Below are 14,188 nucleotides of genomic sequence, written 5' to 3' on the forward strand. Positions count from 1 at the left end.
AAAATACATCGTTAAGGGGAAGTTCAGATGAAGAAAATGTGGATTGCCTTACTCGTAGTACTGCTGACCCTGGCGGGGGCCAACCCCAATGAAGCCAGTGCGGCGGGGGCAGAGAAGCAGGTGCTGAGAATTGGCATGGATGCGTTACCGGTCCTGCTGGACCCGGCCAGCATTGAGGGCTTAGACCGGGATAAGACAACCGTTATCAAAGCATTATACGAAGGTCTGGTAAGGCTGGACAAGAATGGAAAGCCGGTTCCCGGGGTAGCCCAATCCTGGACGGTGGGAACGGACGGGAAGACGTACACGTTCAAGCTGCGGGCCAATGCCAAATGGAGCAACGGCAAGAAGCTGACGGCCGCCGACTTTGTATTGGCTTGGAAGAAGGCTCTCACACCGGGACTGAAGAAGGGGAATATATTCAGAATGTACTATGTGGCCGGGGCAGAGAGTTATCATACCGGCAAGCTGAAGGATTTTGCCAAGGTCGGGGTGAAAGCCATCAATGACAATACCCTCCTGGTTACACTCAAGGGCAAATATGCCTATTTCCCTACTCTTCTGGCGGAGCCGGAATATTATCCGGTATCGCAGGAGGCCAAGGAAGCAGCAAGCATCTCCAATGGACCTTTTCAACTGCAAGCAGGGACTAATAAGGAGATTAAGCTGGTTAAGAATCCTCACTACTACGATGCTTCGTCCATCCGTCTGAGCGGGGTTGATCTGCTGTCTGCGCCGGGTCTGAATTCGGAGAATGCGACAGCGGCCTTCGTCAACGGACAGGTGGATTGGGTGGGCGGCGGCAATACCATGCTAGATTATAAATACAAGGATATGGCAGCAGAGAATGAGTACTTGCAAGCACCTTATGCCTCCACCTACTATTATCAGTTCAATCTGGGGCAGAAGCCCTTCAGCAACATCAATATCCGCAAGGCGCTGGCCTTGGCTGTGGACCGGAAAGCTATGCCAATGGCCATGCCCGCTTACGGATTCGTACCCTCGCCTATCTTCGGCTCCAGAGCACAGTATCGTACAGAGTTTAGCGACGCTGCTTACTTTAAGGAGGATCTGAACAAGGCCAAGGAGCTGCTGGCCAAAGGGCTCAAGCAAGAAGGGCTGACAGCGCTGCCGCCGTTCACCGTCATCGTCAATGGTGGATACAATCACGAGGCATTGGCGAACGCACTGGTCAAGCAATGGAGTGAAAAGCTCGGCGTAACCGCCACCATCAAGGTACAGGACTGGCAGACTGTCCTGGCCAACCGGCAAAGCGGCAGCTTCCAGGTAGCCCGTGCCGGCTGGTCCGCTGATTACAACGATCCCTCCACTTTCCTGAATTACTTCCGCTCAGATAGTACCGACAACGACTCCGGCTGGTCAAATAAGCGGTATGATGATTACGTTAAGCAGGCCGAGCAGACCTTCGACTCCGCGAAGCGGGTCCAGCTCTATGCCAAGGCCGAGCAGCTGCTGATGAGTGAAGCGGTCATGCTTCCGTCGCACAACTATGTGGCCGATATTCTGCGCAATCCCCAGATTGCCGGTGTGTACATCGATTATGACGGCTCCATCGCCTTCAGCCGGGGATATTGGAAGTAATTCTGTAATCATTCATAATCATTCGTAATCATTCGTAATCATTCATATTGTTAGTCAGAAGCCAGCGATTCCTAGCGGACGCTGGCCTATTTAGTTGTTTAGGAAATGTTATATTTAAACTTAATTGGATAATTAATGGTCGGAACAGACCCCATGCTCCCAAGCCAGTAACACTTATAATGAAATCCTGCAAAAAGTGCAACAATCCTGCCCCATAGAAGCGGCCTATGCTGAAATCCTGCATGAAATGCAACAAATCCAGCGCTAACTTGCTCTAAATACTGAAATTTGTGCAAATAATGCAACAATGTAGCGTAGCCAGTAACATTTATAAAGAAATCCTGCAAAAAGTGCAACAATCCTGCTCCTTACAAGCGGCCGGTGAGAGAAGGCACCAGCACCCTTCACCCGCAGGGTAATTTTGTTCCGTTTTGATCAGTAATAATTCTATAACCTGACAGGTAATTATCTATTATTTGACAGGTTAAGTTCATGATCCCGATCCGCTATGATTACATAAGCTGCGCTCATTGAAGGAGGTTCTGTGGGCTTATGAATCCGACCCGGACATTGATTAAGGAGATATTGTCTAATAGTAAGAGAATCCTTGTTTTGATCCTGCTCTTCAATATCTCAGCCGCATTCGTCTCGGCTCTTCAGCCCCTCCTGTTCAAAGACCTATTCGACGACATCCTGCCAGGCAAGCAGATCGGTACGGCTGCATTTTATATGCTTTTGCTAATTCTAATTCCCGTAATTTACGCCGCCTTGAACTGCGTCACCTCTTATTACAATAATGAGCTTGGCAATCATTTATCCAGGAATCTGCGCCTGCGGCTGTTCTCAGATGTACTCCAGACCCGGCCAAGAGATGTGGACAGCATCGGCAAGGGGGAAATCATTAACCGGATCACCTTGCAGGTGGGGATGCTGTGTGAAATTTTCGTGGTAGACACCCTGATGTCCATAGTCTCGAATGCTATTCTGCTGATCGCGACCCTGTGGATCATGTTCTCGATGAGTACCGAGCTTACACTCGCGGCCATCCTCTCATTCCCTCTGTGTATGTACGGCTTCAAGCGCTTCAGGAGCAAGACAGAGCGCCTGGATAAGCAGTATCATGGTATTTTGGATAAGGGCATGAATTATTTGAATGATTTCTTCACGAATCTGAAGGCGGTCCACAGGTGTAACGGACATCAGGCAGAGCAGAAGCGCTGGAGGGAGTGGAATGATGAGGCGTGGAGGATATCCAGACAGTCCAGGCTATTACATCATGTGGTGTTGAACCTGGTCGCGGATACGGTCATTTCCATCATTACAGGCATCATTTACGGCTACAGTCTGTTCCTGATTCTGAGAGGCCGCATCTCACCAGGCACATTGCTGGCCTTCATTGTGATTCTTCCAAGGCTGTATAGCATTTTCAAGTCGCTGTTAACACTGAACATCGATAGGAGCCGGATGACGGTCATTATTAACAACCTGAATGACATCCTTGAACTGGAGAAAATCGATTCGGGAGTTAAACCTCCTGGTTATAGCCGCGTCCCCCTCCTGCAGATGAGGAATGTCTCGTACCGGTACGCTCCTGAAGATTCTTTTGGAATAACAGACTTTAATCTGGACATTGAGCCAGGAGCCTTCGTGGGGATTTTTGGATTAAGCGGCTCAGGGAAATCTACTATATTCGAGCTGATCCACAGATACATCGAGCCGGATGAAGGGGAGATCTGCCTGGACGGCGTTCCGATCCAAGAACTGGACATTCATGAACTAAGACGATATGTCGGCTATTCCCCGCAAAAGGGAGTGCTATGGAACAAGTCCATTCTCGACAACATTATTTATCCTTTGCAGAAGGAAGACATGAACGAAGAGACCTGGCAGAAATTCAGCACTGCTGTTGAGCTTGCCCATGTGGACACATTTGTTCTAACCATGCCTGAGCAATATGGCAAGCAGGTGGAGAACCACGGTGACAATCTCTCAGGCGGCGAGGTCCAGCGGATTCTATTAGCACAGGCATTCATGAGTGAACCCCGGATTCTAATGCTGGATGAATACACCTCGGCCCTGGACGCCTTGACGGAGAGTGACCTGAACGATACCTTGCTCAGCCTGAAGGGGAAGCAGACGATCCTGGTGATCGCACACCGGCTGTCCACTGTGAAGAATGCAGATGTTATTCTGGTCGTAGATAAGGGCTGCATTGTTGAGCAGGGCAGTCCGGCAGAATTACTGTCCCAACAGGGAATGTATTATAGGATGGTGGAGAAGCAGAAAATTTAGAGCTCCAGCAGAATAACACAGCTTAAATACGGCTCAATTATCACCTTTTGGTGACTATATCACAAAAAAGTGGGTACTGTTTTTCTTGTAACTTTTCCCCCATACTAGCGTTCATAGGAACTACAAACCATAAAAGGAGTGTATAATAGTATGGGCAGATTTGACGGGAAGGTAGCAGTTATAACCGGAGGAACAAGCGGCATCGGGCTTGCGGCGGCACAGCAGCTCGTAGAAGAAGGGGCTTACGTGTATATCACAGGACGCAGACAACGTGAGCTGAATGAAGCCGTACAGCAGATCGGTAAGAATGTTACAGGCGTTCAAGGGGACGTCTCAAAGCTGGAAGATCTGGATACCTTGTTCGACACTGTACAGCGGGAAAAGGGGCACCTGGACATTCTTTTTGCCAATGCTGGACTTGGGTCATTCCTGCCGTTAGGCGAAATTACGGAAGCCCACTACTACAAGACTTTTGATGTTAACGTCAAAGGAACTATTTTCACCGTACAAAAGGCATTACCCTTGTTCCCTAACCAAAAAGGTTCCATTATCCTGACAGGCTCTACGGCCGGATCAATGGGGGTCCCAGCGTTCAGTATCTACGGCGCCTCCAAGGCAGCGATCAGACAGCTCGTCCGTAACTGGATTCTGGATATGAAAGGGACGGAGATTCGGATGAACGTCCTTAGTCCGGGTTCAGTCGTCACACCGGCGTACGATGAATTATTTGGCTCCCAACTTGAGAATTACCTCGAACAGGCCAAAATTGATATCCCGCTCGGCAGAGTTGGACAGGTAGAAGAGATCGCAAATGCTGTCATGTTCCTGGCCTCTAATGAGAGCAGCTATTTGAACGGCATTGAATTATTCGCAGACGGCGGAGTGGCTCAAATCTAAATCGCTTAACGTTTTGTATCAACTCGGGAGATGATGGATTGTTATGAAAATCTTTCACTGTGAACTGGAAGTTACACTAGAGGTGATCGGAGGGAAGTGGAAGGGGCTTGTTCTGTACTATTTAATCAAAGGACCCAAGCGGACAGGAGAGCTTAAACGGCTTGTTCATAATATCTCGCAAAAGATGCTGATCCAAACGCTCCGGGAACTGGAGACAGACGGATTAATCCGCAGAACCATGTACAATCAAGTACCGCCTAAGGTGGTATACTCAACGACAGAGCTGGGGCAATCCCTCGAACCCGTTCTGAGACTGCTGTGTAACTGGGGAGGGAAGTATGCAGGACAATCCTACACTCCGGGCGAGTTTAAGATTTTAAATCCGGATTAAGTGTTGTCTTTTTCATCCGGACATGTTAAAGTTGCTGTGTAAACGGTTAATTGATTTTTTATTTCCGGAAAAACAAAAAATTAATTTCATATCATCCAATTACAGCGTGTTACTGTTCGGCAGGCAAGGCTTGAATTGGGTGGGAATGCTTGATATTCCTACCCGATTTGGGCCTTTTTTTATGCTTCTATTTCCAATAGTGAGGTGCTCAGCATGGACTACAAACAAACCGCGAAGACTATTTTCGACAAAGTGGGCGGGAATGATAATATCAATGAAGTCATTCACTGTTCTACCCGTCTGCGTATGAATCTTAAGAATCCGAAAGAAGCCAAAACCGATGAAATCAAATCCATAGATGGCATCATGGGAGCCGTATACAGCGGCGGCCAATACCAGGTGATTGTTGGTAACGATGTCGGTTATGTGTACAATGAATTGATTAAACTACTAGATACGAAGAAGAAGCCAGCCCAGGAGGAACCGAAGAAAAGAGACCTGAGCTTCAAAGGACTGTTCGACAGCTTCGCGGGAATCATCACCGGGATTTTCCAGCCGATCATTCCGGCGATTGCCGCCTCAGGGATGCTGAAGGCATTGCTGCTGCTCAGCACCTCGCTGAACCTGCTGACCAAGGAGAGCCAGCTCTACCTGCTGCTCAGCTTCATTGCAGACGCCGCATTCTACTTCTTGCCGGTGCTGCTGGCCTTCTCCAGCTCCCAGAAGTTCAAAACCAACCCGTACATCTCGGTTACTCTGGCCGGAGTGCTCTTGCATCCTAAATTAATCGCCTTGCTGGCAGGTGAAGTGCCTGTCCAGTTCGCCGGACTGCCGGTGCCGAATGTCTCGTATGCTTCAAGCGTCATTCCGATTATCCTGACAGTCTGGCTGATGTCTTACGTGGAACGGTTTGCCGAGAAAGTCTCGCCGGGACCCGTCAAGATTTTCCTGAAGCCGATGATCGTCATTCTGGTGATGGCTCCGCTTGCGTTAGTGGTGTTAGGACCTCTTGGGAATTACTTGGGTCAAGGCTTGTCCGACGGACTGTTCTGGATTCAAGGGAAGTTCGGCTGGCTGACAGTAGTGATATTATCTGTCATTCTCCCGTTCATTGTTATGTTCGGGATGCACAAAGTGTTCTATCCGGTTATTTTTGCCGCTATGGTGTCGCCGGGTTATGAAACGCTGATTCATAGTGCCATGCTGTCCTCCAACATTGCGCAAGGCGCAGGTGCCTTGGCAGTATGGTTCCTGGCTAAGGATAAGAAGCTGAAGCAGATTGCCTTACCGGCGGGAATCTCCGGATTGTTCGGGATTTCAGAGCCGGCATTATACGGAATACATCTGAAGCTGAAAAGAACCATGGTCGCTTGTATGATCGGAGCCGGTTCGGCCGGGCTGTTCGCCGGGATCGTCAATCTGAAGGCTTACGCTGCTGTGGGTCCGGGTATCGCTTCACTGCCGATGTTTATCGGGGAAAAGAACAACTTCATGTACGCCCTGATTACGCTGGGGATCTCCCTGGTCGTTACGCCAATCGCGGTGTACTTCATCGGGTTCAAAGAGGACACCGGCGGACTGCAGCCGGAAGCTGCCACAGTGAAGTCCTCCGATGTACCGGCAGCACCACAAGAAACAGGAAGACTAAAATCCCGGATGGTCATCTTCGCACCGATTGAGGGAGAAGCTATTCCTTTGAGAGAGGTTAAGGATGAAGCCTTCGCACAGGAGGCGATGGGCCAGGGGATGGCGATTAAGCCGGGCAAGGGAGAGGTCGTCGCACCTTTTGACGGAACCGTGGAGACGGTATTCCGCACCAAGCACTCCATTGGCCTGAAATCGGTGGAGGGGGTAGAAGTCCTGATTCATGTCGGGCTGGACACCGTCAAGCTTAAGGGGCAGCATTTCAATGTCGTAGTGCAGGAAGGGGACACGATCAAGCACGGACAGCTGCTGATGGAGTTCGATATGAAGGCGATTGAGGCAGCCGGATTCGATACGACTACGCCTGTGATCGTCACCAACACTCCGGATTATCTGGAGATTCTCGGCCATGAATACACCGGGAAGATCGGGCCGGAGATGCCGTTAATTACCGTTTTATAAGACATTATGGGGTCTAAGATGCCCTGGAGAACGCGAGGTATACGCCGATGAGAGTAGTGAAAATTCTCAATGTAAACATAGTTCTGGCCGACCGCGAGGATGGCAAGGAAGTCATCGTAATGGGGAAGGGAATCGGCTTCAAAAGTAAGCCGGGGGATACCGTTAATGAACAGGAGATCGAGAAGGTCTACATCGTCGAGAACAAGGACATGGCTTCCGATATGACCGCCTTAATGCGCGAGACCCCCAAGGAATATCTGATTCTGGCCGATGAGATCATATCGTATGCAAAAGGCGTTCTATCCAGGCATCTTAGCGAGAACCTCTATGTATCCCTGACGGATCACTTATATATGGCAGCCAAACGCTTCAAGTCCAATATAACGATCCAGAACCGGATGCGGTGGGAGGTACAGAAGTTCTACCCGCGTGAATATCAGATCGGGCTGCAAGCGCTGGGGATGATCCAGGACAAGATCGGAATCTCTCTGCCGGAAGAGGAAGCCGCGAACATCGCCTTTCATCTGGTGAATGCCCAGCAGACCGAGGACAACATGAGCCAGGTGCTGATGATGACCAAGACGGTCAACGATATTTTGAATATTATCAAAATCCATTACGGTGTGGATTTTGACACGATGAGCATTAATTATTCACGGTTCTTGACTCATCTCCAGTTCTTTGTGCAGCGTCTGATCGAGAACAAAATGCTTGAATCGCAAGACAGCGAGCTGCTTGACCAGATATCTAATAAATACCCGGAAGAAGGAAAGTGTGTAGCTTCCATTAATACCTACATTGGAGCCCGATTTCACCGGTTCATGTCTAATGAGGAGATGCTCTATCTGATTATCCATATCAGCCGGGTGATGAACAGAAAAGAATAGTGGAGGGGTCATATTGAGTACACAGCGGATTTTTCCAGACGGATTCTTATGGGGCGGAGCCATCGCTGCTAATCAGGCAGAGGGTGCCTGGAATATAGATGGCAAAGGGCTGTCCACGGCAGACATGGCTACTTACAAGAGAAACCTGGGCAAAGGGGACTACAAGAAGCATAACGCGGTGAGCGAAGAGCAGTTGCAGCGGGCAATGGAGGACAAGTCAGACCAGGACTATCCCAAAAGAAGAGGCATTGACTTCTACCACCGCTATCCCGGGGACCTGGCCTACATGCAGGAAATGGGCCTCCGAACCTTGCGGCTCTCCATCGCCTGGACACGCATCTATCCAAATGGTGATGAAGCTGTGCCTAATGAGGCGGGTCTGGCGTTCTATGACAGGCTGTTCGATGAAATGCTAAAGCGGGGCATCGAGCCGCTGGTTACCCTGTCACACTATGAAATGCCTATGCATCTGGTGAACCAGTACGGCGGCTGGACCTCCCGCGAGGTGGTTGATTTCTTCGTGCGCTACTGCACAACTGTATTTGACCGTTATAAGAGCAAAGTGAAGTATTGGATCACCTTCAATGAGATTGACGGAATTGTCCGCCACCCGTTCACGAACGGCGGCATTGTGCCAGACCGATTCGGAGAGGCAGAGCAAGTGGAGCAGGCAGTCTATCAGGCGCTGCATCATCAATTTGTGGCCAGTGCGCTGGCGGTGAAGCTGTGTCACGAGATTATTCCCGGTGCGAAGATCGGCTGTATGCTCACAAGCCTGCTGCATTACCCGCATACCTGCAATCCGCAGGATGTGCTCGCCGCGCATAAGAATAATGAATTCAACCTGTTTTTCACCGATGTTCAGGTCCGCGGAGCTTACCCGGGATATATTCAGCGCTTCTTCAAGGAAAAAGGTATCGTCATTGCCAAGGCCGAAGGAGACGATCTGGTGCTGCGCGAGCATACCGCAGATTTCATCTCCTTCAGCTATTACAATTCCTTCGTGGCCGGTGCGGAGAGCGAAGGCCTGGAGAAGGTCAGCGGAAATACGATGGGCGGCATCAAAAATCCTTACCTCCCGCTTAGCGAATGGGGCTGGCAGATTGATCCGACCGGATTACGGCTGACGATGAATAATCTGTATAACCGGTATCGTATACCGCTGTTTGTGGTTGAGAACGGATTGGGTGCCTACGATAAGGTCGAGGAAGACGGAGCCATTCATGACCCTTACCGGATTGAATACCTCCGCTCCCATATCGAACAGATGCATGAAGCGATCCTGGACGGGGTAGAGGTTATCGGCTATACCGCCTGGGGAATCATTGACCTGATCAGCTATTCTTCCTCTGAGATGGAGAAGCGGTATGGCCTGATCCATGTGGATCAGGATAATGACGGAAATGGGACGCTGGAGCGCCGGAGGAAGGACAGCTTCTATTGGTATAAGAATGTAATCCAGCATAATGGCCTGTAAGCTGCTTATTGTGTATTAATATACTATACTAACCCGAGGAGCCTGCTGCCAGCAGGCTTCTTCTGCGTATCGGGACGACCGGGTGGGCGTATACAGCTTCAACCATGAGCGGGAAAGGGGGATTTTGGAGCGGTAGGAGCGATAGCGACCGCCTGAAAGCTTTCCGCAGGAAAGCTCGCATCGGAAGCACAGCAGTCACCGGATTTCCACCGCGAACAGCGGTTTAAATCAAGAAATCTGGGGACAACAGCGGCCGGAAGCCCAAAACTTCTCTGGAGTCACGGTAATCCCATACGGAGGAACTTTTCTTTGGGAGCTTTTGTTTGAAATTTAGTTTGGGAAATTTAGGATGTCAAATGGGCCGAGGCCTAGTATAATAGGTACAGACGGATTCCAAGGAGGAGGTGGTTGTATGAGTGCAGGCGATATTAGCGACATTAGCGGCATTACTCCGATGTTCCAATTGAATATGAAAAGGAGAGGCTTTCATGAGCTACAACCCCGAAATCCCGAGAAGCCGGTATGACAACTATGGTGACCGTGAATGGACACGGCTAACGAAGGATGGTCCAGGCGAGCTTTTGTATCAGGTGCATCTGGATATTCTTCAGCGTTACATCCATCCTACAGATACAGTGCTGGAGATTGGCGCAGGTTCAGGCAGGTATACCAAGGACATCGTGACCATGTGTTCTGAGTTGACCGTCGCTGATCTGTCGAGCCATCAGATTGAATTCAACAAGTCCAAAATGCAAGAGCTGTCCCTGGTGGACAGAATCAAGGCGTTCCATGTACTGGATGTACTGGATATGAGCGTGTTTGCAGATGCTTCTTTTGACTCTGTGGTATGTATCGGCGGTGTCATTAACTATCTCTTGGACAAAGAGTCAGATGGTATCCGGGAGCTCCTGAGAGTACTGAAGCCGGGCGGGGTACTGATCCTGGGATCGATGAGCTTCATCGGTGCATCCATGTATTATCTCGATGGCATCCGATATGAGAAAGACCAGTTTGGCATTGAAGCTACCCGGTGGATCATGAACACAGGGATTCAAGACGAAGAGCATTATCCCGTGCCCAGCAAGCATTACATCCATATGATGAGAAGCTCTGAATTAGATGCTTTATTTGCCCGGTTTCCGGTTAATGTTCTGGAGAGAAGCTCTGCCGGACTATATACGCAAGCTGGAGATGCTGCCTTAGAGAACGCCCGGGCTGACCAGGAATTCTGGAAGCTGATTGTCGAACAAGAAATTGCGTTCACCAAACTGCCGGGCACTCTAGATAGCGGAATGAATCTCATCTACGTGGTGCGTAAGTTATAAGACTGCTACTCAATAAGTATGAATAAGCCAAAATCCCGTCTGCCACAAACAGGCGGGACTTTTTATATCCGAAGGAACGGGGGATCACAGTAATGGGAGTATGGACGAGCTCTATGAATGGTGCACCTTGGACCAAGAATAAAATGAATACAGCGGTGAAACAGCTGCGCGAGCGGGCGCTTATTTCGTATGTCATCGATGTGGACGATCCACAGGATCTACTGGAGTTAGATCAGCATGTATTTGCGAAACGCCCCGATCTGGTGTTGTCGGTTAGCCAGGTGGACATGAAAGGGAGATATACCAAGGAATTGCTGCAGACGATTGCGGAGTTACAGCACATTACGGCCTTGCAGCTCAACCTGAATCATAGCATTGATCTGAGTGTTCTCGGAACACTGGAGCGGTTGCAGTATCTATCCATTACGGCCAAAAAGCCGGTGGACCTAAGCTTCCTCGCAAGTTTCAGGCAGCTGCACTATCTTTCCGTCCATGGGAGATTTCACGACTTAACACCGATAGGCGATGCTTCCAGCCTGGATACTTTAATCTTGCGGACTACGGTTCATGAGCTGGAGTTTGTCCGCCGGTTACCGAAGCTGCTGTGCCTCTTCATTCACGACTCCATTTTGAAAGGGTCACTGGATGCGCTCGCAGACTCTACAGTCCCCATGCTTAGTCTGGCGGCCATCCGTAACTTAACGGGGCTGGATGTACTAGAGTCCATGCACAATCTTATTTACCTGCGCTTATGCTTGCCTAAGGTTGAGGCGTTGTGTGACTTTTCGAATATGCCCAAGCTTCTACAGCTTGAACTCGATCAGATGAAATCGCTGGAGGTTATTGACCCGTTATGGTCCGCAACACAGCTGGAAATGCTGGAACTCCGGGAGATTTCTGCGGCCGTGACAGCGAAGGAGTTAGAGCCTTTAACCGCGATGGAGCACCTGAAGCAGGTGGACTTCCAGTACATTGATTTCAATAAAGGGAGGATCACCGCGTTACGCGAATGGTTTGCCAAGGCCGGCAAGAGCCATATTTTATATGAAAATATCGCCGAAGCCCAGCGGATCAAGCCCATGTCGTTAGTGCATTTACGCAAGCATATAGGGTTAAATCAATAAATTACGGGATAGGAGAGAATACAATGATTGATTTAGCACAACTCCAGAAGAGAGTGTATCAGAATAAGATCGAGAAGGGATTCAATGTAACTGATATATATCAGGAATTCTGCCTGATCCACGGCGAACTGTCTGAGGCCTGCGAAGCTTACCGGAAGAAGAAAGATGACCTCGGTGAAGAATTGGCGGACGTTGCCATTTACCTGATTGGACTGGCGGAGATTCTGGAGATTAACCTGGAAGAAGAGATTATGAATAAGATCGTCAAAAATGAAAAGAGGAGCTATGAGAATAGGGATGGCGTGCTAGTAAAGGTGGAGGAATAATCTAAAAGGAGTGCATTTATGAAATATTATAAGAAATTAACCGGAAAGAAGTGTTACTTAAGCACGGTGGCTGCAGACGATGCAGAAGCCTGGACCCGCTGGTTCAACGATCTGGAGGTGACCGCTCCGCTTGGAAACGAAGCTTATGTACTAACTTCTCTGGACAAGGAGCGTGAAGGAATAGAGCATGCTCTTAAGTCTGGAGCACATATGTTCAGTATTGTGGACCTGGAGAGCGACATGGCCATTGGACGCTGCCTGCTGTTTGATGTCAATCTGATCGACAGGAATGCCAAGGCAGGTATTTTTATCGGCGATAAGGAGTTTTGGGGCAAAGGATTCGGCTCTGATGCCATGAGACTGCTGCTTGATTACGGGTTCAATCTGCTGAATCTGAACAATATTATGCTTGGGACGTTCGCCTTTAATGAAAGAGCAATTCAATGCTATAAGAAGGTCGGATTCAAAGAGATCGGAAGAAGAAGACAGGCCCGCATTATCGGAGGCGTAAAGTATGATGCGATTCTGATGGATATGCTGGCCGAGGAATACGAATCGGTATTCGTGAAGCCGATCATCACAGGCTCGCCGGTCAGCCGATAGGTTAGCTATACAAGACAAAACACACCGCCAAGGCACCTGGCGGTGTGTTTTGTCTTTCAAGTTATTATGAGCAAATGCTGCATACTTTCTTATTTCAACAGATCAAGCGCAGTTTCAGCTTTCTTCACATCATGCTCGACCTGCCCCGTGAAATCATAAGGGTGGTACATTTCATTCTCAATCATATAAGCGGCAATGCTCTGATGCGTCTTAATTGCAGTATCAAGTTGAGCCTTGAGAACTTTGTGCACTTTTGGAGTTGCCGTCTCGGTAAGGGCTATAGCGTAGCTGCGCACAGCGGCTTTGGCGGACAGCAGCATGTCGGTAGCGATGGCCAGATCATCCATAGGTGCAATGGCTTTAACCAGCATTTCTTTTGTTTTTGTTGTCGGCATGAGTACAACCTCCTATTTTAATAGTGATGTCAGTTCTTCAATTGCCTTTGACGAGTTTTTAAGATCCTCTTCAATTAGAGCTTTGAGCTTTTCGTCCTTGACGAGTTCCAGCATAGTAACTGCTTTGGTAGCGCATGAGGTTTTCAGGGTCAGAAGCTCATGTACTTCGAGTTGTTCATGCAGTGCCAATTCTTTAGCCATAATAACTTCTCCTCCATCCGGTAGACTTAATAAATTTTTCAGTTATTAGTACACTTGTCCGGTAGAAAATAAACATAAATTAAATATATTTATATAATCTCTTTAGTATTTGATTGCCTCTTATTCTAAGAGGTTAATGAATGGCATTAATGATCGATGAAATGCCTTGCAGGCCAGCCTGAAGCAGCTAAGGCCTCATGAGGAATCAGACAAAGATCAGAACAACCTCTCGCTTGGAACCCCCCGGGCTTGGAACAGTTTCGCATCCTTTCGGTGAACAACGTGCATAAGCACCCCGATAGTATGGAGAAACTTCTATAGTGCAGATAAACAGCATGATTAGATTTCTCAGGAGGTTAGTATGATGACAACTCAGGACCCGAAGGAGCTTTTGAAGCTGAAGCACGAGCAGGATGAGGAGAAGAGACAGTTCACTAACTTTGCCCGGGCTGTATCCGAAGACGGGGAAGTAGAAGCAGGTCAGGAATTCAGTCATGACCGGCTGCCTGACGACCAGAACCGGATGAAATCGGTGGAGAACAGACAGAACTGAGCAAGACCC

The 14,188-nt window shown here is 49.0% G+C and carries 14 protein-coding genes; 12 read left to right on the plus strand and 2 right to left on the minus strand.

The features are described from left to right. Positions 1-27: 27 nt before the first annotated feature. The 11 genes from MHH28_RS06275 (at position 28) to MHH28_RS06325 (ending at position 13,030) form a co-directional block, all read left to right on the plus strand. Entirely contained in the window at positions 28-1,602 is a 1,575-nt protein-coding gene (locus MHH28_RS06275; protein ID WP_405113110.1) for a peptide ABC transporter substrate-binding protein, read from the plus strand. Between the two features lie 552 nt (positions 1,603-2,154). Next, positions 2,155-3,894, plus strand: coding sequence for an ABC transporter ATP-binding protein (locus MHH28_RS06280; protein WP_405113112.1), 1,740 nt, complete (start codon positions 2,155-2,157; stop codon positions 3,892-3,894). Positions 3,895-4,044: 150 nt separating this feature from the next. Then, a complete protein-coding gene (locus MHH28_RS06285; RefSeq protein WP_405113114.1) occupies positions 4,045-4,791 on the plus strand; it encodes an SDR family NAD(P)-dependent oxidoreductase in 747 nt (248 codons plus the stop codon). 43 nt (positions 4,792-4,834) lie between these two features. After that, entirely contained in the window at positions 4,835-5,182 is a 348-nt protein-coding gene (locus MHH28_RS06290) for a winged helix-turn-helix transcriptional regulator (RefSeq protein ID WP_405113116.1), read from the plus strand. Positions 5,183-5,395: 213 nt separating this feature from the next. Continuing rightward, positions 5,396-7,288: a beta-glucoside-specific PTS transporter subunit IIABC gene (locus MHH28_RS06295; protein ID WP_405113118.1), complete on the plus strand. Its 1,893-nt coding sequence runs from the start codon at positions 5,396-5,398 to the stop codon at positions 7,286-7,288. A gap of 47 nt (positions 7,289-7,335) precedes the next feature. Next, positions 7,336-8,175: a BglG family transcription antiterminator LicT gene (licT, locus tag MHH28_RS06300; protein ID WP_405113120.1), complete on the plus strand. Its 840-nt coding sequence runs from the start codon at positions 7,336-7,338 to the stop codon at positions 8,173-8,175. A gap of 10 nt (positions 8,176-8,185) precedes the next feature. Next, a complete protein-coding gene (locus tag MHH28_RS06305) occupies positions 8,186-9,652 on the plus strand; it encodes a glycoside hydrolase family 1 protein (protein ID WP_405116877.1) in 1,467 nt (488 codons plus the stop codon). A 488-nt stretch (positions 9,653-10,140) separates the two neighbouring features. After that, positions 10,141-10,977, plus strand: coding sequence for a class I SAM-dependent methyltransferase (locus MHH28_RS06310; protein ID WP_405113122.1), 837 nt, complete (start codon positions 10,141-10,143; stop codon positions 10,975-10,977). 92 nt (positions 10,978-11,069) lie between these two features. Continuing rightward, on the plus strand, positions 11,070-12,101 hold the full coding sequence (locus MHH28_RS06315; RefSeq protein ID WP_405113124.1) for a hypothetical protein: 1,032 nt from the start codon (positions 11,070-11,072) through the stop codon (positions 12,099-12,101). 23 nt (positions 12,102-12,124) lie between these two features. Next, entirely contained in the window at positions 12,125-12,427 is a 303-nt protein-coding gene (locus MHH28_RS06320) for a MazG-like family protein (RefSeq protein ID WP_405113126.1), read from the plus strand. Between the two features lie 18 nt (positions 12,428-12,445). Beyond that, positions 12,446-13,030: a GNAT family N-acetyltransferase gene (locus MHH28_RS06325; protein WP_405113128.1), complete on the plus strand. Its 585-nt coding sequence runs from the start codon at positions 12,446-12,448 to the stop codon at positions 13,028-13,030. 89 nt (positions 13,031-13,119) lie between these two features. Here MHH28_RS06325 and MHH28_RS06330 read toward each other — a convergent pair whose 3' ends face one another. Together MHH28_RS06330 and MHH28_RS06335 are read right to left on the minus strand one after the other, a co-directional pair. Then, positions 13,120-13,425, minus strand: a complete 306-nt coding sequence (locus MHH28_RS06330; protein WP_405113130.1) for a spore coat protein — start codon at positions 13,423-13,425, stop codon at positions 13,120-13,122. A 12-nt stretch (positions 13,426-13,437) separates the two neighbouring features. Then, the gene (locus tag MHH28_RS06335) at positions 13,438-13,626 is read right to left on the minus strand and encodes a spore coat protein (protein ID WP_405113132.1); all 189 of its coding nucleotides are present in this window, start codon (positions 13,624-13,626) and stop codon (positions 13,438-13,440) included. A 361-nt stretch (positions 13,627-13,987) separates the two neighbouring features. Between MHH28_RS06335 and MHH28_RS06340 the strand changes: the two genes are divergently transcribed. Then, the gene (locus MHH28_RS06340) at positions 13,988-14,179 is read left to right on the plus strand and encodes a hypothetical protein (protein ID WP_405113134.1); all 192 of its coding nucleotides are present in this window, start codon (positions 13,988-13,990) and stop codon (positions 14,177-14,179) included. The last annotated feature ends 9 nt before the right edge of the window (positions 14,180-14,188 follow it).

This window comes from Paenibacillus sp. FSL K6-1217 (genome assembly GCF_045040735.1).
Classification (GTDB): Bacteria; Bacillota; Bacilli; order Paenibacillales; family Paenibacillaceae; genus Paenibacillus_AQ.

Excerpts from the sequence above, each read along its gene's own strand:
- MHH28_RS06290 (WP_405113116.1), top strand. The coding sequence starts at position 4,835 with ATGAAAATCTTTCACTGTGAACTGGAAGTTACACTAGAGGTGATCGGA.
- licT (WP_405113120.1), top strand. The coding sequence starts at position 7,336 with ATGAGAGTAGTGAAAATTCTCAATGTAAACATAGTTCTGGCCGACCGC.
- MHH28_RS06330 (WP_405113130.1), bottom strand. The coding sequence starts at position 13,425 with ATGCCGACAACAAAAACAAAAGAAATGCTGGTTAAAGCCATTGCACCT.
- MHH28_RS06325 (WP_405113128.1), top strand. The coding sequence starts at position 12,446 with ATGAAATATTATAAGAAATTAACCGGAAAGAAGTGTTACTTAAGCACG.
- MHH28_RS06275 (WP_405113110.1), top strand. The coding sequence starts at position 28 with ATGAAGAAAATGTGGATTGCCTTACTCGTAGTACTGCTGACCCTGGCG.
- MHH28_RS06280 (WP_405113112.1), top strand. The coding sequence starts at position 2,155 with ATGAATCCGACCCGGACATTGATTAAGGAGATATTGTCTAATAGTAAG.
- MHH28_RS06315 (WP_405113124.1), top strand. The coding sequence starts at position 11,070 with ATGGGAGTATGGACGAGCTCTATGAATGGTGCACCTTGGACCAAGAAT.
- MHH28_RS06285 (WP_405113114.1), top strand. The coding sequence starts at position 4,045 with ATGGGCAGATTTGACGGGAAGGTAGCAGTTATAACCGGAGGAACAAGC.
- MHH28_RS06320 (WP_405113126.1), top strand. The coding sequence starts at position 12,125 with ATGATTGATTTAGCACAACTCCAGAAGAGAGTGTATCAGAATAAGATC.
- MHH28_RS06335 (WP_405113132.1), bottom strand. The coding sequence starts at position 13,626 with ATGGCTAAAGAATTGGCACTGCATGAACAACTCGAAGTACATGAGCTT.
- MHH28_RS06295 (WP_405113118.1), top strand. The coding sequence starts at position 5,396 with ATGGACTACAAACAAACCGCGAAGACTATTTTCGACAAAGTGGGCGGG.
- MHH28_RS06310 (WP_405113122.1), top strand. The coding sequence starts at position 10,141 with ATGAGCTACAACCCCGAAATCCCGAGAAGCCGGTATGACAACTATGGT.
- MHH28_RS06340 (WP_405113134.1), top strand. The coding sequence starts at position 13,988 with ATGATGACAACTCAGGACCCGAAGGAGCTTTTGAAGCTGAAGCACGAG.